This window comes from Mucilaginibacter rivuli (genome assembly GCF_019391655.1).
In the GTDB taxonomy this organism is placed as follows: Bacteria; Bacteroidota; Bacteroidia; order Sphingobacteriales; family Sphingobacteriaceae; genus Mucilaginibacter; species Mucilaginibacter rivuli.
The window spans coordinates 314234-331941 of sequence record NZ_JAHXPQ010000004.1 but is presented as its reverse complement, the minus strand read 5'-3'; the positions used below and the strand labels follow the sequence as shown (position 1 = coordinate 331941).

The window sequence follows — 17708 nt, the reverse complement described above, 5'->3', positions numbered from 1 at the left end:
TTTAAAGTAATTTTAAACTCCATACGTCATCTTACCTAAAAAGCAGGCGTGTCCGGATATTTAATGGCAGATAAACCCAAACAAAGCATCGTTAAAACAATAACAGACTATAGCAAGGGCCTGTTCAGTTTTATCCGTGGGCGGGTTAGAACCGAAGAAGATGCCGAAGATATTTTGCAGGATGTTTGGTACCAGCTAAGCAACGTGGTTGATATTGATGATATTGAACAAATGAGCGGCTGGCTTTACCGTGTGGCCAGGAACAAGATAATTGATAACTACCGCAAAAAAACGCCCGAAGCTTTAGAGGATATGGGGTATGAAGACGAAGACAGTGAATTTAACTTCAACGATATCCTTCTTGCTGATGACGATGATCCCGAAAGTGTTTACCTGAAGGAACTATTTTGGCAGGAGCTTTTTGTAGCCCTGGATGAACTGCCCGAAGCCCAGCGTAATGTATTTGTTTGGAACGAACTGGAAGACAAAACCCTGCAGCAAATTGCCAATGAAACCGGCGACAACCTAAAAACAATTATATCCCGCAAAGGCTACGCTGTTAAATATTTGCGTTTGCGATTAGAAACCTTTTACAACGATTTTTTAAACTCTTAAATATTCAAAATTATGTTTAACGATATGCGATCTCCCGTAAGGCGAAAAATGGCAGTGCCATTCAAGTTAATATTCATTGTAGCATTTTTTGCACTAAGCGCCATAGTGATGTGGCTGTGGAACGAATTAATGCCGGCCATAACACATGTAACCACTATTAGTTACTGGCAGGCAGCAGGCTTATTAATACTAAGTCGTATTTTGTTTGGTGGGATGCCTTTCGGCAGAGGCGGCCGCGACCGTTTCCGGAATGGCCCGCCGGCACACATCCGCGAAAAGCTGATGAACATGACTGACGAAGAACGCGCTCAATTTAAAGAACAGTGGAAAGAACGTTGCCGGGACATGCGTGGGCGGAGGTAAGTTTATTTATTACCTGTGCTGTTTTTTATCTGTTTTAAATTCTCATTCATTAAATGATCTGCGAACCATGAATTGCTATCCTTTTTGTATAAAAAGTAAAGAGCCATCGCGTTTAACAACAATAGTATTAAGCTTAAAATCCCCACATAGTCTGATATGCCAATGATTGTCCGGAATCCATTCATAATAGTTAACGCCAAAAAAATTGACCGCACCCAAAACCTGCCTTTTGAAAGCAAGTAGATCATATAGAGCCAACCTATAATAGGTATCGCAAAAACCACAGTAAGCGGCGAAGCAAAACCACCGAAATCATTATTAAAAATTAAAGCTCCTATTACAACTGTTAATGCTATCGCGGAAGCATAAAGTAATCTAATACCGTAAATAGTATTCTTCGGTTTCTGCATTTGGTATCATTTGTCGAATAAAAGTACCACTTCTTAAAGTAAAAACCCTGCTCCCCCGTCTTCTTAATTAAATAAGATAAATATTATGTTTGGAAGACACCATAGAGCAAGAGGCGCACAAGGTTGCGGACCCGCTCAGGCAGAATTTACCCGCGGCCGGTTTGGCCATCACATGGGTGGGCAACATTTAAGACGCCCAAAATACAATGTACCCTTAAACATTGAGGATGCTAAAACCGAATTTATACTGCATGTATACGCCACCGGTTTCAGTAAAGAGAATATCAAGCTATCCGTTCAGGATGATGTGCTGTTCATCAGCGGTACCCGTACCCTAAGCGAAGGCTACGACCCGGATTTTAGCCGCCAGGAGTTCCCCATCAAAACATTCGAAAGGGTATTGAATTTGAACGGCCAGGTTGATACCGCCAATATCAGCGCAAAACAGGAAGATGGGGTGTTAATTGTAACGCTGCCAAAAACTGTTGAGGCGAGCAAGCCTGCGCAGGAGATCCCAGTGAACTAAAAACTGTATGTTGTTGATTGTTGTAGCGATGGGTTTCAAACCCATCGCTATTTGTGTTTAAGATGCCGTTTCTTCTAAATCATCAGTATCGACAAAATTCAACATTGCGGTTTGTGCTTTGTTTTGCAAATTCAGGTCTGAAGTTATTAAAACAACCTGATCGGTTGGGTTTCGTACCTGTACATCTAAGGTGCTTGCAATAATTCTATCATCTTGATTTTCGGTATCAAGCCACTGTAGTGTTTTTTCAAAGTTTGGTTCAGTTGCTACCATTTTCACATTAATCGAACCTGCAACAGTTACGCCCTGTAATACATCCCCTTGATTTCGAAACCCTTTCAAGCGTTTTATGACAGATTTTACCTTGTGTCTGAAGTCTTCAGATCTATGTCCTACCTTGAGTTTATCTAACTCAGAAAGCACGGTTGGTAAGATTAGAAAAGTAAAGGTCCGCCCGAATAATTTTTGATACGAAGATGGGTCTGGAAATTGTATTAGCGCGTTTGTATCTGGAACCAAAATAAGTGTTGCACTCTCTGTTTTGAAAAGATTTAAAAAGTTTGTGAAAATTTCAAATTGCTTGCGAAACAAAGATTTTCCTGAATCGGTAGAGGATGGTACACCATGTGAACTTTGACTAATAAAATTTAGTAATTTTTTTTCAACCCCCTTTATTTTTTCTACAGTTTGTGGGTTAGCATGAGTTAGCAATAACTCTACTTGTTCAATAAATTTTTTGAACAACTCACGAGCAATCAGTTGGGAACGTTCATCACGCTTTCTATAATGATTTACTGGGGAACCAAGAACAATAAAGTTACGACGCGCACCATTGCTATCATGGTAATAAATTTCCGAATTATCCATCATTGTATCAATCACCTGATATATATCCGATAAAAGTTGCTCAAGGCGCGTAATAAAAGTATTGTTTGTTGACATTTAGTAAATATACGCAGAACTTGATTAATCAAAATACCGCCTCAAGCTAATGCACCTTTTAACCATTTAAAAATCAATTAAAACCGTCTTTCAACTTTTCCCCAAAAACCATTTGACAGTAACACAATTTGTTCTATCTTTGCAGTCCCGAATTTCGGGGTAAATAAATAGTTTATATCATTTAAAATTAAGCAAGTGAATACGTTAAGTTACAAAACTGTCTCTGCCAATGCTAAAACCGTTAACAAACAATGGGTTGTTGTTGACGCTGAGGGCGAGATTTTGGGGCGCTTGTCTTCTAAGATCGCTATGATCATCAGAGGAAAAAACAAGCCGGGTTACACCCCACACGTAGACTGCGGTGATAACGTTATCGTTATTAATGCAGACAAGGTAAAGTTGACCGGAAACAAATTCGAACAAAAAGAATATGTTTCGTACACTGGTTATCCAGGTGGTCAGCGTTTCATTTCTCCTAAGGAGTTAATGGCAAAACACCCTGAGCGCGTTATTGAAAAAGCCGTTCGTGGTATGTTACCTAAAAATCGTCTGGGCAGAGCAATCTACGGAAACCTACATGTTTATGCAGGAACAAAACACCCACACGAGGCACAACAACCAACAGCCATTAAACTTTAATCAGGAAAAGAAATGTCAACTACAAACACTTCAGGAAGAAGAAAAACAGCAGTTGCCCGTATCTACTTAAAAGAGGGCAGCGGCGCCATTATCGTTAATGGTAAAGATTACAAAGAGTATTTCCCAACATTGCCTTTGCAATACATCGCTACACAATCTGTAGAAGTTTCTGGCTCGGCCGGAAAATTTGATGTAACTGTAAATGTAGCAGGTGGTGGTGTTAAAGGACAGGCAGAAGCTGTTCGTTTAGCTATCGCTAAAGCTATTGTTGAACTTGATGCTGAAAAGAAACCAGCTTTAAGGGCTAAAGGTATTATGACCCGCGATGACCGTATGGTTGAGCGTAAGAAACCAGGTCGTAAGAAAGCCCGTAAGAAATTCCAATTCAGTAAACGTTAATCAAGGAGGACACACACAATGGCAAGAACAACATATCAGGATTTATTGGATGCAGGTGTACACTTTGGTCACCTTACCCGCAAATGGGATCCAAAAATGGCTCAGTACATATTTATGGAGCGTAATGGCATTCATATTATCGATCTGAACAAAACTTTAACAAAAACAGAAGAAGCTGCTGCGGCAATCAAACAGATCGTAAAATCTGGTCGTAAGGTATTATTTGTTGCTACTAAAAAACAAGCAAAAGATATCGTAGCTGATTATGCAAAAGCAGTGAACATGCCTTTCGTAACCGAGCGTTGGTTAGGTGGTATGTTAACTAACTTCGCTACTGTACGTAAGTCGATCAAAAAGATGTCTAACATCGATAAATTGACTAAAGATGGTACTTATAACAACCTTTCTAAAAAAGAAAGACTGATGATACAGCGTGAGCGTATCAAATTAGAAAGCCTTTTAGGTGGTATTGCTGATTTGAACCGTTTACCTGCAGCATTATTTCTGATCGACGTTAAGAAAGAACATATCGCTGTAGCTGAGGCTATGAAATTGAACATCCCGACTTTCGCGATGGTTGATACTAACTCAGATCCTTCGAACATTGATTTCCCTATCCCGGCTAACGATGACGCTACCAAATCAATTTCATTGATCACTGGTGTAATCATCAAAGCTATAGAAGAAGGTTTAGATGAGCGTAAACGCGAGAAAGAAGACGAAACAGAGAAAGAAGCAGCGGCCGTTAAAGCTAAAGCTGATACTGCAGAGTCGGCAGCTCCGGGTGCAAAAGACGAAGCCGGCAAAAGAAGCAGAAAAGTAACAGCCGAAGTTGAAGCTGAGAAATCTGAAGAATAAGCTCAATAAACGCGTTTAACGCGATAATAAAATAATAAATTAACTAATTCCGGGCCCCCTTTATTCAAGGGGGTTTGGTTTAAAAAAGAAAACTAAAATGTCTACAGTACAAATTTCTGCGGCCGATGTAAACAAACTACGTCAGCAAACAGGTGCAGGTATGATGGATTGCAAAAAAGCTTTAACCGAAACTAACGGTGATTTTGAAGCAGCGATCGATTTTTTACGTAAAAAAGGTGCTAAAGTAGCTGCCAGCCGTCAAGACAGAGAATCAAATGAAGGTGTAGTTATTGCACGTTCATCTGCCGATGGTAAAACTGGTGTTATTGTTGAGTTGAACTGCGAAACTGATTTCGTAGCTAAAAATGCTGATTTCGTAGCTTTTGCTAATGCCATTGCTGACGCTGCAGTAGCTAACACCCCTGCGAGTGTTGAAGAGCTTTATGCTTTGGAAGTTGGCGGCCAGAAAATTGGTGATGCCGTTATCGAAAAAACAGGTACCATTGGCGAAAAGATCGGTGTTTCTAAATTAGAAGTAGTTACAGGTGCTAAAGTTATCTCTTACATCCACGGTAATTTCCGTTTAGGTGTATTGGTTGCTTTAAGTGCTGATGTTGCCGGTGCTGATGAAGCGGGTAAAGATGTATCAATGCAAATTGCTGCCATGAACCCTATCGCTATTGATAAAGATGGTGTTGATGCAACTACCATCCAACGCGAAATGGATATCGCTGCTGATCAGATCCGTGCTGAAGGTAAACCGGAAGCAATGATCGAAAAGATCGCTGCAGGTAAACTAAATAAATTCTACAAGGACAATACCCTGTTAAACCAGGAGTTTGTTAAGGATTCATCAAAAAGCATCGCCCAGTTCCTGAACGATGTTTCAAAAGGACTCACTGTTACAGCCTTTAAGCGAGTAGCTTTAGGAGCTTAAATATTTGATCCCCCGATTTAATAATCGGGGGATTTTTTTTGACCTTTTTTTCGTAAGCATAAAAAGCTTAATAAAATTTTAACACTGCAGATATTTCAATAATTTTGACAAACCCTCAAACATGAAATACAAAAGAATATTACTGAAGCTAAGCGGCGAATCGTTAATGGGCGATAGCCAGTACGGTATTGATAACGAGCGTGTTTTACAATACGCACATGATATTAAAGGTGTTTTTGATGCCGGTATAGAAATAGCGATAGTAGTAGGTGGTGGTAACATATTCAGGGGTTTAAGTGCCGAAAAATCAGGAATGGACCGTGCCCAGGCTGATTATATGGGTATGTTGGCTACTGTGATCAACTGTATGGCATTGCAAAATGCATTAGAAACCATAGGTGCGCCAACACGTTTACAATCGGCCATAAAAATGGAGCAGATATGCGAGCCTTACATTCGCCGCCGAGCTATGGGCCATCTTGAGCATGGCCGGATTGTTATTTTTGGTGCAGGTACAGGTAACCCTTATTTTACCACTGACACTGCCGCATCCTTACGTGCTATCGAGATCAAAGCAGATGTGGTTTTAAAAGGCACACGTGTGGATGGTATCTACACCGCTGATCCTGAAAAAGACCCCGCTGCTGTAAGATACGATGAAATATCTTACCAGGAAGTGTATGATAAGGGCCTTAAAGTAATGGACATGACGGCCATAACACTTTGTCAGGAAAACAAACTACCCATTATTGTATTCGATATGAACAAGCCGGGCAATTTTATGAAAATTGCACAAGGTGAACCTGTTGGTACACTGGTTAAATAAAATCATTAATCGCAAAACCTTTTATCTTTATATCCCGTAATTTTAAAAAACTACAGGATATGAAGATTTTTTGCATTATAGCCTTTATACTACTTTCGGCATTTACGCCAATACCGCATAAAACGGTTGCAAAAGTCGATTTGGCCAGGTTTGCAGGCAAATGGTATTCGTTATATTCTATCCCCACCGCTTTTGATAAAAACAGTTGCCAAACCACTACGGTATATACCCTCAATAAAGACGGTTATTACAATGTATACACCTACGGCAAAAAAACCACGGATAACGAACTGCATAACTACCATTCAAAACTATTCCCTGTTGAGGGGACAGGCAACGGACAATTTAAAGCGCAGTTTTTATGGCCTTTTAAAGTAGATTACTGGGTGATCGATCTGGCTGATGATTACTCATATGTAGTAGTAGGGCATCCCGATAAAAAATTCCTCTTCATAATGGCGCGAAAGCCAACTATTGATAAAAAGCTGTATGCAGAACTTGTTACTAAGTGTAAGGATATGGGCTATGATGTAAGTAAACTGACCTGCCAAAATCATACTGAAACACCATTGCCTGGAACAAAATAGCCAACAATTTATCCTTGTTTGGGTTTACCTTCAGTTAGGCTGCAATAAATAATACTTTTTATTATTTTTGGGCAAAAATTTATACCAAAATGAGCGAACTCATTAAAAAGCTAATAGCCGATGCCAAAGGCATGATGGATAAAGCCGTTGAGCATACTGATAACGAATTTACTAAAATACGTGCTGGCAAGGCAGCGCCTGCCATGCTGGATGTAGTTATGGTGGAATACTATGGCAACCCAACTCCCTTGAGCCAGGTAGCCAGTGTAAATTCGCCTGATGCCCGTACTTTGGTTATACAACCTTGGGAAAAGCCATTGCTAAGCGCCATTGAGCGTGCTATAATGGAAGCAAATTTGGGTTTCAATCCACAAAATGATGGGACCATCATTCGTATTAACGTACCTCCTTTAACCGAAGAGCGCCGCCGCGATTTGGTTAAACGTGCAAAAGGTGAAGCAGAAAATGGTAAAGTATCAGTTCGTAACATCCGTAAGGATACAAACGAAAAGATTAAAAAGTTAAAATCAGAAAGCGTATCTGATGATGAAATAAAAACCGGTGAAGCAGAGGTTCAAAAACTAACCGATAGCTATATGGTTAAGATAGACCAACTGGTTGAGCTAAAAGAAAAAGATATTATGACGGTGTAATTGCACATACAGCGCAATGTCAAATTACAAGGGAATGAGCTAATTAGCTGTTCCCTTTTTTATTTTTGTGAAACATGAAAACACTTTTATCTTATCTCAAACAACACCGCTGGATAGTAGCGCTCGCTTTAGTGCTTGCAGCTTTTAATATAGGTTTTTCATTGCTGGACCCAATGATCACCAAAAACATTATCGATAAGTACGTTAACCCTATTGATAAACTACCACATTCTTTCAATGAACGCCTTTATGGTTCGTTATACCTGGTAGGTTTAGGTGTTGGCGCGGCCATGGTATCGCGTATAGCTAAAAACTTTCAGGATTACTTTACTAATATCATTGTGCTTAAAACCGGCGCCCAAATGTATAGCGATGGATTAAAGCATTCCCTTGAGTTACCCTACCAGGTATTTGAAGACCAGCGCAGCGGCGAAACCTTGGGCATATTGCAAAAGGTTAGGCAGGATAGTGAAAAGTTTATCACCTCCTTCATCAGCGTACTGTTTGTTAGCCTTGTCGGGATGATATTCGTTATCGTTTATTCGTTAACCGTTAGTTATAAGGTAACGCTGGTTTATTTTGTAGCAGTACCTATTATCGCTTTTGTAAGCTCTGCGTTAAGCAAGCGTATTAAAGTTATCCAAAAGAACATTGTTGGCGAAACTACTGCGCTGGCAGGTTCAACCACCGAGTCGCTCCGTAATATCGAGCTGGTAAAAAGCCTTGGCCTGGCTAAACAAGAGATAGAACGCCTCAACAAAACCACATATAAAATACTCGACCTGGAATTAAAAAAGGTGAAGTTTGTACGCAGCATGAGCTTTATACAGGGTACTGTTGTAAACTTTGTACGCAGCTGTATGGTAGTTATCTTGCTGATGCTGATATTCCAGGATACATTGACAACAGGTAGTTACCTTCAATTTTTGTTCTATTCATTCTTCTTATTTAACCCGTTGCAGGAGTTAGGTAATGTGATACAATCATGGCGCGAGGCTCAGGTTTCATTAGGTAATTTTGAGCGGATATTAAGCACGCCAATTGATGTTAAACCTGAGAAACCGGTACTGATAGAAAAAGTAAAAGACCTTACTTTTGAAAATGTAAGCTTTAAACACCTAACCGCAAATCGTAATGCGTTAAATGGAATTGGCTTTAAGGTAAATACGGGCGAAACCATCGCTTTTGTGGGCCCCTCAGGTTCGGGTAAAACTACATTGGTTAAATTGCTTGTGGGCCTTTATCAACCCCTGTCCGGCGAGGTGCTTTACAATGGGATTCCGGGGAACGAGATCGATCTGGATCAACTACGCGAGAAGATAGGTTTTGTAACTCAGGATACGCAGCTTTTCTCGGGCTCCATCCGCGAAAATCTCCTCTTCGTTCGCCCGGATGCTACGGATGAGCAGTGTTATGATGTACTGCAAAAATCTGCCTGCCAAACCCTTATGGCGCGTGCCAGCAATGGCCTGGATACCGTAATTGGCGAGGGTGGTGTAAAGGTTTCGGGTGGCGAAAAACAACGCCTGTCAATTGCCCGTGCCCTGCTGCGCAACCCGGATATCCTCGTTTTTGATGAAGCTACGTCATCGCTCGATTCCATCACCGAAGAAGAGATCACCGAAACCATTCGCGATGTATCTACTTTGGACGAACACCATATTACTATCCTGATAGCGCACCGCTTATCAACCATTATGCATGCCGACAGGATATATGTGTTAGAGAAAGGCCATATCATTGAATCCGGAAGGCATTTGGAACTGTTGGAACAAAAAGGCTTATACTATGCCATGTGGCGCCAGCAAATAGGCGAAAAGTATACTGATAATATTCCGCAGGTAGCTATGAATTAAACTTATTGAGGTTTTGATTGTCTTTAATTTATAAACTACAAATCTTAACCTTTTAATAGCATAAACATGGAATTAGTTACCTCTGTAGTTAGCGGCGTTTTTGGCCTGATATTCTTTATTGTCGAATTTGTCCTCATTGTTTACGCGCTGATGGACATCTTTAAAAACCCTAACTTTAACCTCAATACAAAATTGTTATGGGTAATTATTATTGTGCTGATACCCATTCTGGGCTCATTACTCTATATTTTTTGGGGGCGTAACCAGAGTTTCCTGTAAAAGAACTAATGCTGCAATACAATTGTACTGCAAAAGATCAGTGGTTTTTAATGGCGTAAATCAACTATGGTTTTATTTGCCGGGCATGATATAAGCAGAACATACCAATGCAAATAACAATAGCTGATATTACTTCGGTTATCATTCGAAATAACATCGTTTATTAGTTTTAAATTAAAGGGACTGCAATATAACAATTATTTTACAATTGTACATCAGCCCGTTTTATCTAAAGCGTGGTAATTAATTGCCTGTTCAGCAATATCATAAAGTTTCGGGCGTGTGTATTTCTTCGAGTTTTAACGGAACCAGTTTTTTTGTTTTTAACCAGGTTGTTGTTACGATGATCAGCGTCATGGTGCCGCCAAACAATACCGATGGTATAGCACCCAGTAGCTTAGCCGCAACACCCGATTCAAACTTGCCTATCTCGTTAGATGAGCCAATGAACATTGAATTTACAGCCGAAACCCGGCCCCTCATTTTATCAGGTGTAAGTACCTGCATAATGGTTGAACGTATCAGTACGCTGATGCTATCAAACGCACCCAGCATAAACAAAAAGAACAATGATAGGTAAAAGTTGCGCGACAGGCCAAAGCAAATAATAGAAACGCCAAAGCCTACCACCGCGATAAGAAGGTTACGCCACGGTTTGCCCATAGGCGAAAAGCGTGTCATGGCCAGCATGGTTAACACAGCGCCGATCGAATCAATAGACGTCATGATACCTAATCCTTTGGGGCCAACTTTTAAAACATCATCAGCAAAAATTGGCAGTACTGCAACCACCCCGCCAAACAATACCGAAAAAAGATCGAGGCTTAGGGCGCCTAACATCATCTTTGATTTAAAAACGAAACTTACACCCTCTTTTAAACTATCGTAAATACTTTCTTTGGGTATATATTCTGCCTGGTGGCGATTTAAAAATGTGATGGATATTAACGCGATGCTTACAAATACTACTACTACTACAAATGTTACCGTAATACCAGCGTAGGCATATAACAATCCACCTATCATGGGGCCAATAACAGCCGCTGTTTGATAGGCTGAGCTATTCCATGTTGATGAGTTGGGGTACAGGTCGCGCGGGATGATATGTGTCATCACAGAAAAAGCGCTTGGCCCGTAAAAGCCTCGTGCCAGGCCGATACAAAATATCATCACATACATCACAATAAGTTCGGCCGAACTGCTAACGTATTGATGCGCGGCGGGAAGGGTAACTAAAAGTAAAATTACCGAGCAGATCCACATTACACCGAATATGCGCAGTAAAAGCTTTTTCTTTTCCGATTTATCGGCTACGTAGCCACCATATAAAGCAATACCTATTGATGGTATAGCCTCAACTAAGCCTATCATGGCCAAAGCCAGCGGTTCGTGTGTTTGCTGATAAATGTAATATCCTACTATCAGGCCCTGCATAGTATAGCCAAGCGTTAAAAAAAAGCGCATGCTCATATACCACCTAAACTCCGGGAAGCGTAATGCCGCGTATGGGTCTGGTTTTATTATCGGGGCCGGTTCTCCTTCTTCCATAGTAATAAAGTATAGCGCAAACATAGTTAACGCTATGTTGATACAGGGTAAAAAATTAAAACTTCAGGCCGTACTTGTCTATCAGGTATATCAGCGATGCCATTGCACCGGCACCCAATTCCAGTTCACGTTTATTCACATTCTCAAACACATCATTAGGCGTATGGTGGATATCAAAATACCGTTGCGAGTCGCCCCTGAAACCTATCAGTACAATACCGGGCACATTACCTTGTAAAGGCTCAATGTCTGTTCCGCCACCACCGGCAGTCAGTTTGTCGGCATCATAAGGACTCAATAATGCTTTCCAGGTCTGGTTAATAGCTTTAAGGGAACCACCTTGCAAGCCGGTAAACCCAAAACCACGGGGGGTAAAGCCGCCACCATCGGTTTCAATAGCCGCTATATGTTCTTCTTTATTTTGGGCTGCGAGTTCAGCGTATTTCTCACCACCCCTGTCGCCATTTTCTTCGTTCATAAAAAACACGGCACGTATGCTGTTTTTGGGTTTATAGCCTAAAGCCTTTAAAATACGCACAGCCTCTAACGCGCCGGTTACCCCTGTTCCATCGTCATGCGCGCCTTCGGCCAGGTCCCACGAATCAAGGTGACCGCCAACACTGATAAATTTATTGGGATTTTCGGTACCTGTCATTTCGCCCACTACGTTGTACGATTTTACATCGGGCAGTAACTGGCAGCTTTGCTTAAAGAAGAATTTTGCCGACGGCGATCTTTTTAATACTGCGCTCAGCTCATTAGCAGCTATGGTTGATATAGCCGCTGCGGGGATTTGCTTTTCGCCCGGTGCAGAGCGTGTTGTACCCGTATGGGGGTAATTGTCCAGTGCTTCAGTTAACGAACGTACAATAACGCCTGCCGCACCATATTTGGCCGCTGCGGCGGGCCCTGCAAAACGCTGATCGCCCGCTGCACCGTATGCGTTACCCGTACTAATAAAACGCGGATCGAAGGGCCGGTTAAAAAATACGATCTTACCTTTTATGCCTGCTTCGCCCAGGGTTTTCAATTCATCCAGGCTGTGTAACTCAATAACGTTGGCAGTAAGCCCTGTTGTCGGTGTAGCTACCGACATGCCCAGCGCGCATATTGCAACTGGTGTTTTTTTGCTGCCCTCAATAATATAACCCTGTTCTTTAGCACCGCGCACCCAATGCGGCACCATACATTCCTGCAAAAACACCTTATCAAAACCATAGCTTTTCATCAGCTTTTCACTCCATTCCACAGCCTTTTGCGCGTTAGCCGAGCCACTTAACCGCTGACCGATATTCTTACACAAGTAATGCAAATTCTGATAGCACTGGCCGTTAACCAAAGCCTCATCATAAATTTTGCGCAACATTATCGAGTCGGCATTCTGCGCGAATGCCCCGGTTGAAAAAGCTAATAAGGTTAATAAGGTCAGTTTTAATTTCATAAGGGGGGGTAAAGTAGGATTTTTGACCGCTGATTTATTGTGATTTGATGATTACGTTGATTCTAATTTATTAACTATGTCATTGCGAGCGATAGCGTGGCAATCTCCGGGACAGGTAGCCGCCATGCATAATGCGCCAACCTTTCTCAGTGATTGCTTCGTGCCTCGCAATGACATATTTGAAAAAAGGGGGGATAAAGTAAGATGTTTTTTATCGCACTACCTTTCTTTCATCCGCCGTAGCCATTAGGCGAAGGAGGAACCACAATATAAGAAAATTTCCGCAGATATTCAAATTCCCCCTTTAGGGGGTTAGGGGGCTCAACTTATCTTATCCCAACTCAAACCACCATTCGCACCATCACTCACCTGCCTCAACACGGCATGTTCGGGCAACTCCAGCATAGGGTCTGCTTCAAAAATTTCTTCTACACAACGGCGGGCAACCAACAGCATTTGCTGGTCGGTAGCCAGGTTGGCCAGTTTCAGATCAAGCACGCCACTCTGTTGTGTGCCCTCAATATTGCCGGGTCCGCGCAGTTGCAGGTCTATTTCCGATATTTCAAAACCATTATTCGTTTTCACCATGGTATCCAGGCGTATCTTACCATCATTGCTCAGTTTCTGGCTGCTCATCAAAATACAGAATGATTGCTCCGCCCCGCGCCCCACCCGCCCCCGCAACTGGTGCAATTGCGACAAGCCAAACCGCTCCGCGTTCTCAATGATCATCACCGAGGCGTTGGGCACATTAACGCCGACCTCTATCACCGTAGTGGCCACCATAATATGCGCGTGCCCGCTGATAAAGCGTTCCATTTCCACCTGCTTTTCGGGAGGTTTCATTTTGCCATGTACAATACAAATGCGGTATTGCGGCAGCGGGAACTCGCGTGCCATCACTTCGATGCCATCGGTCAGGTTTTTCAGGTCGAGCTTTTCGCTCTCTTTTATCAGCGGGTACACCACATAGATCTGCCTGCCCTTGGCTATTTCCTGTTTCATAAAGCCAAACATGCGCAGGCGGCTGCTCTCGTAAAAATGCAGCGTTTCTATTGGTTTGCGTCCGGCAGGCAGTTCATCTATTACCGAAACATCCAGATCGCCGTACAGGGTCATGGCCAAAGTGCGGGGTATAGGTGTGGCCGTCATCACCAGCACATGTGGCGGTATGACATTTTTGCGCCACAGGCGAGCGCGCTGCTCTACACCAAAACGGTGCTGCTCATCAATTACTACAAAGCCCAGATTTTTGAATTGTACCTTATCCTCTATCAGCGCATGGGTGCCGATGATGATCTTCATCTCGCCGCTTTCCAGTTTGGAATGTAATACTTTCCGCACCTTCTGACTGGTAGAACCCGTCAGCAAACCCACCTCTAAAAAGTCATCATCAATCAGGCTTTTAATACTGGCATAATGCTGCGTGGCTAATATTTCGGTCGGCGCCATTATGCATGTTTGGAAACCGTTATCTATTGCCAGCAGCATGCTCATCAGCGCTACTACGGTTTTACCGCTGCCCACATCGCCCTGCAGCAGGCGGTTCATTTGCACGCCGCGCTGGGTATCTAAACGGATTTCTTTCAATACCCGCTTTTGCGCGTTGGTCAGATCGAACGGTAGTTTGTTTTTATAGAAATTGTTAAAGTAATCGCCTACAACCGAAAAAATGTTTCCCTTAAATTTAAGGTTACGGTGCACCTTGTTCTTCAGCATTTTGAACTGGATGAAGAACAATTCTTCAAACTTGAGTCGGTTAGTAGCTGCGTTCAGTGTCGCCGCATCCGCAGGAAAATGTATATTCCAGTAAGCCTCCCGCCGGTTCATCAGCTTAAATTTTGTGGCGACAGTAGCTGGCAGATCCTCGCGGATCTCGTTGGCACATTGCTCCAATAAATTAGCCACCAGGCGTTGTATCCCTTTACTATCCAGCGAAAATGCTTTGAGTTTTTCGGTAGAGCTATAAGCAGGCTGTAAAGTCATATTGCCTTTTTCCTTTGCTGCCGTGGGCGAGTAAAGTTCTATCTCCGGGTGCGCCATCTGCCGCTTGCCGTTAAACTCGCCCGGCTTACCAAAAATAATATACGCCTTACCGGGGATGAGCATCTTCTCCACCCATTTTACCCCCTGGAACCAGGCCAGCTCCATTACACCGGTATCATCATATACCTGCGCTACTAAACGCTTGGTATGCTTTTCGCCCAATATCTCTTTACTCCGTAAACGTACAATAACCTGCACATTGGGCAAATCAGGGTTAAGCTCGCTTACTTTATAAAAGCGGGTACGGTCAATATATTTAAATGGGAAATGCCGCAGCAGGTCGGCATAATTGGTTATTCCCAACTCCTTTTGCAGCACTTCGGCACGGGCCGTGCCCACACCTTTTAAATACGCTATCGGGGTTTGGAATATCTGCTGATTCATTTCTCAACGCGTCATTGCGAGGCACGAAGCAATCCTAAACTATGCATTAACGCCAGTGTATACTGCTTACATGCCTATCGAAGATTGCTTCGTGCCTCGCAATGACGATTTTTAATAATTAAGGTTTATACGCTGTAACCGATATCTCCACGTTCACATTCTTTGGCAATACCGATACCTGTACCGTTTCCCTTGCCGGGAAATCGGCTGTAAAGTATGAACCATAAACCGCGTTCACTTTGGCAAAAGTGCCCATATCCGATAGGAAAATGCTCGTTTTAACAATATGCCCAAAATCAACACCGGCCTCGGTTAAAATAGCCTCAATGTTTTTCATTACCTGGTGGGTTTCTGTTTCAATATCGTCCATCACCAGCTCACCGGTTGATGGCTCAATAGCTACCTGGCCCGATACAAATAACATATTACCCGCCCAAACGGCTTGGTTATACGGCCCGATAGGTGCCGGTGCTTTATCAGTTTTTACAATGCTTTTCATTTATGAAGTATAAAGTGCTTGATCAAAGTGTAAATTATCCCAACCACAAACATAATAATGGCCGTTGCATTTATGGCATGCATTACCCTGAGGTTAAAGCTGGTGGGCCTGTTGGGGTCTTTTTTCCTGAAAAAATACATTATTCAAATATATTAAAATGCGCTCAATACAAATCTACACAAGTAGGCTTGTTTTATGTTGCTTTGCAACGGAAAATATTAACTTTACTATAAAACTAAACCATGATGAGTAAAAATATATTTGACCCTGAAGTAGTTGCAGAATTAACCGACCGTATCAACAAACTTAGCCCGGATTCACAGCCGCAATGGGGCAAAATGAGCGTATCACAAATGCTGGCGCACGTAAATGTAAGCTACGAGTTGGTTTTTACCGATAAGCACCCCAAACCCAATGGCTTTATGAAGTTTATTTTAAAGATGATGGTAAAGGATGCTGTTGTTGGCCCCAAGCCTTATAAAAAGAATGGCCCAACCGCCCCTGCTTTCATTATAAAAGACAAGCGCGATTTTGAGACCGAAAAGAAACAGCTTACCGATTACCTCAACAAGACCCAACAATTAGGCGAAGCGCATTTTGATGGCAAAGAGTCGCACTCTTTTGGTAAACTCAGTATTGGAGAGTGGAACACCATGTTTTACAAACATATCGACCATCACCTTACTCAATTTGGCGTTTAACCATCATGCCCAAACAAAGCGCCGGGATATTATTGTATAAAAAGGTAAAAGGGCAAGCGCTTTTTTTACTGGTGCACCCCGGCGGCCCTTTCTTTAAAAATAAGGACCTCGGCAGTTGGACCATCCCGAAAGGCGAGTTTGACAGCGACGAAGAGGCGCTAACCGCTGCCAAACGCGAGTTTAAAGAAGAAACAGGCTTTGATATTAATGGTGATTTTACCCAGCTTAAACCCATAACCCAAAAAAGTGGTAAAACGGTATATTGCTGGGCTGTTGAAGGTGATATTGATGCCAGCCAAATACAAAGCAATACCTTCGAAATAGAATGGCCACCCAAAACAGGCAAAATGCTAACCTTTCCCGAAGTTGACCGCGCTGAGTGGTTTGATTATGATACCGCTGAACAAAAGATAAACCCGGCACAGGTAGGGTTGTTGGAGGAGGCTCTGCAATTAATTTAACCTCAATACCGCATTAGCGATAGTAACGGAAAGCCCGTCCCCACGCCTGTGGGGAAGGACTTGCAGTGGATAGCGCGGGCCGCAGGCAATGCCCAAATAGTTTTACCTTAATTATTTACAGTATTGATATGGACTATTTACCCAAACCACAGTCTTTTCTGAATTTCTATACAGTCAATATTGGAATCATAATTATTTATAATACCATTTTATGGTGCGTAATCCTGCATTATTTTGATGCGGGAGGTGCAAGTTTGGGTCCCGGGTTAATGCTTATTGCAGCAACCATGCTTCATCTGCTTTTATTAGTTATTTATTGGGTTGTAGTAACGTTAATTAAATTGGTTCGAAAAAATGAGATATAGCGCCCCAACAAAAACCCTATAAAACAGCAAAGCCTCCTGATGGGCAGGAGGCTTTTACTAACCAATTATAAACCTAAATTATGAGAAGAGCTGTAGGAGAAGGAGTCGAACCTTCACAGAGTGGTTATTCTTATTGCTAAGAGTTTCCCATGATCTCCGCCACCGCGACGAGGAGGTGTGTCTGCCAAAGTTTCACCATCCTACAGTATGTTTCATTTTAATCTGATCATCGCGATCAAATTGCTGTTGGGGAAGGAGTCGAACCTTCAAGGAGTGGTTAGCCCGCTTCGGGTTTCCCATGATCTCCGCCACCGCGACGAGGAGGTGTGTCTGCCAAAGTTTCACCACCCAACAATATATTTTTATAAGAACA

General features: G+C 42.4%; 20 protein-coding genes. 14 read left to right on the top strand and 6 right to left on the bottom strand.

Annotated features, from left to right (window positions below):
- Positions 1-63: 63 nt before the first annotated feature.
- The 3 genes from KXQ82_RS11350 (at position 64) to KXQ82_RS11340 (ending at position 1914) form a co-directional block, all read left to right on the top strand.
- Entirely contained in the window at positions 64-615 is a 552-nt protein-coding gene (locus KXQ82_RS11350; protein ID WP_219488494.1) for an RNA polymerase sigma factor, read from the top strand.
- Between the two features lie 24 nt (positions 616-639).
- The gene (locus KXQ82_RS11345; protein ID WP_219488493.1) at positions 640-978 is read left to right on the top strand and encodes a hypothetical protein; all 339 of its coding nucleotides are present in this window, start codon (positions 640-642) and stop codon (positions 976-978) included.
- 495 nt (positions 979-1473) lie between these two features.
- Positions 1474-1914, top strand: coding sequence for an Hsp20/alpha crystallin family protein (locus KXQ82_RS11340; RefSeq protein WP_219488492.1), 441 nt, complete (start codon positions 1474-1476; stop codon positions 1912-1914).
- A 57-nt stretch (positions 1915-1971) separates the two neighbouring features.
- Here the strand turns inward: KXQ82_RS11340 and KXQ82_RS11335 are convergent, their stop codons facing one another.
- A complete protein-coding gene (locus KXQ82_RS11335; protein ID WP_219488491.1) occupies positions 1972-2856 on the bottom strand; it encodes a PIN domain-containing protein in 885 nt (294 codons plus the stop codon).
- Between the two features lie 195 nt (positions 2857-3051).
- Here KXQ82_RS11335 and rplM point away from each other — a divergent pair, with 195 nt between their 5' ends.
- From rplM to KXQ82_RS11290, 9 genes are all read left to right on the top strand, one after another.
- Positions 3052-3495: a 50S ribosomal protein L13 gene (rplM, locus tag KXQ82_RS11330; RefSeq protein ID WP_219488490.1), complete on the top strand. Its 444-nt coding sequence runs from the start codon at positions 3052-3054 to the stop codon at positions 3493-3495.
- A gap of 12 nt (positions 3496-3507) precedes the next feature.
- Positions 3508-3894 (top strand): 30S ribosomal protein S9, encoded by a 387-nt coding sequence (gene rpsI, locus KXQ82_RS11325; RefSeq protein WP_219488489.1) that lies wholly within the window; start codon positions 3508-3510, stop codon positions 3892-3894.
- Positions 3895-3912: 18 nt separating this feature from the next.
- Positions 3913-4752 carry a 30S ribosomal protein S2 gene (rpsB, locus tag KXQ82_RS11320; RefSeq protein ID WP_219488488.1) on the top strand — a complete coding sequence of 280 codons (840 nt, stop codon included), beginning with the start codon at positions 3913-3915 and terminating at the stop codon, positions 4750-4752.
- A 97-nt stretch (positions 4753-4849) separates the two neighbouring features.
- Positions 4850-5689 carry a translation elongation factor Ts gene (tsf, locus tag KXQ82_RS11315; protein ID WP_219488487.1) on the top strand — a complete coding sequence of 280 codons (840 nt, stop codon included), beginning with the start codon at positions 4850-4852 and terminating at the stop codon, positions 5687-5689.
- A gap of 121 nt (positions 5690-5810) precedes the next feature.
- Positions 5811-6515 carry a UMP kinase gene (gene pyrH, locus KXQ82_RS11310; RefSeq protein WP_219488486.1) on the top strand — a complete coding sequence of 235 codons (705 nt, stop codon included), beginning with the start codon at positions 5811-5813 and terminating at the stop codon, positions 6513-6515.
- A gap of 59 nt (positions 6516-6574) precedes the next feature.
- Positions 6575-7102, top strand: coding sequence for a lipocalin family protein (locus KXQ82_RS11305; RefSeq protein ID WP_219488485.1), 528 nt, complete (start codon positions 6575-6577; stop codon positions 7100-7102).
- An 89-nt stretch (positions 7103-7191) separates the two neighbouring features.
- Entirely contained in the window at positions 7192-7755 is a 564-nt protein-coding gene (frr, locus tag KXQ82_RS11300) for a ribosome recycling factor (protein WP_219488484.1), read from the top strand.
- Positions 7756-7829: 74 nt separating this feature from the next.
- Positions 7830-9611 carry an ABC transporter ATP-binding protein gene (locus KXQ82_RS11295; protein WP_219488483.1) on the top strand — a complete coding sequence of 594 codons (1782 nt, stop codon included), beginning with the start codon at positions 7830-7832 and terminating at the stop codon, positions 9609-9611.
- 66 nt (positions 9612-9677) lie between these two features.
- Positions 9678-9890 (top strand): PLDc N-terminal domain-containing protein, encoded by a 213-nt coding sequence (locus KXQ82_RS11290; RefSeq protein WP_219488482.1) that lies wholly within the window; start codon positions 9678-9680, stop codon positions 9888-9890.
- Positions 9891-10154: 264 nt separating this feature from the next.
- Here the strand turns inward: KXQ82_RS11290 and KXQ82_RS11285 are convergent, their stop codons facing one another.
- The 5 genes from KXQ82_RS11285 to KXQ82_RS19965 all read right to left on the bottom strand — a co-directional run bounded on the left by KXQ82_RS11285 (position 10155) and on the right by KXQ82_RS19965 (position 15891).
- Positions 10155-11462, bottom strand: a complete 1308-nt coding sequence (locus tag KXQ82_RS11285) for an MFS transporter (protein WP_219488481.1) — start codon at positions 11460-11462, stop codon at positions 10155-10157.
- A 31-nt stretch (positions 11463-11493) separates the two neighbouring features.
- Positions 11494-12879, bottom strand: coding sequence for a M20/M25/M40 family metallo-hydrolase (locus KXQ82_RS11280; RefSeq protein ID WP_219488480.1), 1386 nt, complete (start codon positions 12877-12879; stop codon positions 11494-11496).
- Positions 12880-13200: 321 nt separating this feature from the next.
- Positions 13201-15309 carry an ATP-dependent DNA helicase RecG gene (recG, locus tag KXQ82_RS11275; RefSeq protein ID WP_219488479.1) on the bottom strand — a complete coding sequence of 703 codons (2109 nt, stop codon included), beginning with the start codon at positions 15307-15309 and terminating at the stop codon, positions 13201-13203.
- A gap of 118 nt (positions 15310-15427) precedes the next feature.
- Positions 15428-15808 carry a RidA family protein gene (locus KXQ82_RS11270; RefSeq protein WP_219488478.1) on the bottom strand — a complete coding sequence of 127 codons (381 nt, stop codon included), beginning with the start codon at positions 15806-15808 and terminating at the stop codon, positions 15428-15430.
- Positions 15805-15891 carry a hypothetical protein gene (locus KXQ82_RS19965; protein WP_369412443.1) on the bottom strand — a complete coding sequence of 29 codons (87 nt, stop codon included), beginning with the start codon at positions 15889-15891 and terminating at the stop codon, positions 15805-15807. Before KXQ82_RS19965 ends, KXQ82_RS11270 begins: the two co-directional genes overlap by 4 nt.
- Positions 15892-16050: 159 nt before the next feature.
- Here KXQ82_RS19965 and KXQ82_RS11260 point away from each other — a divergent pair, with 159 nt between their 5' ends.
- Positions 16051-16509 (top strand): DUF1569 domain-containing protein, encoded by a 459-nt coding sequence (locus KXQ82_RS11260; protein ID WP_255563627.1) that lies wholly within the window; start codon positions 16051-16053, stop codon positions 16507-16509.
- A gap of 5 nt (positions 16510-16514) precedes the next feature.
- Positions 16515-16970 (top strand): NUDIX hydrolase, encoded by a 456-nt coding sequence (locus KXQ82_RS11255; RefSeq protein ID WP_219488476.1) that lies wholly within the window; start codon positions 16515-16517, stop codon positions 16968-16970.
- Positions 16971-17708 lie beyond the last annotated feature (738 nt).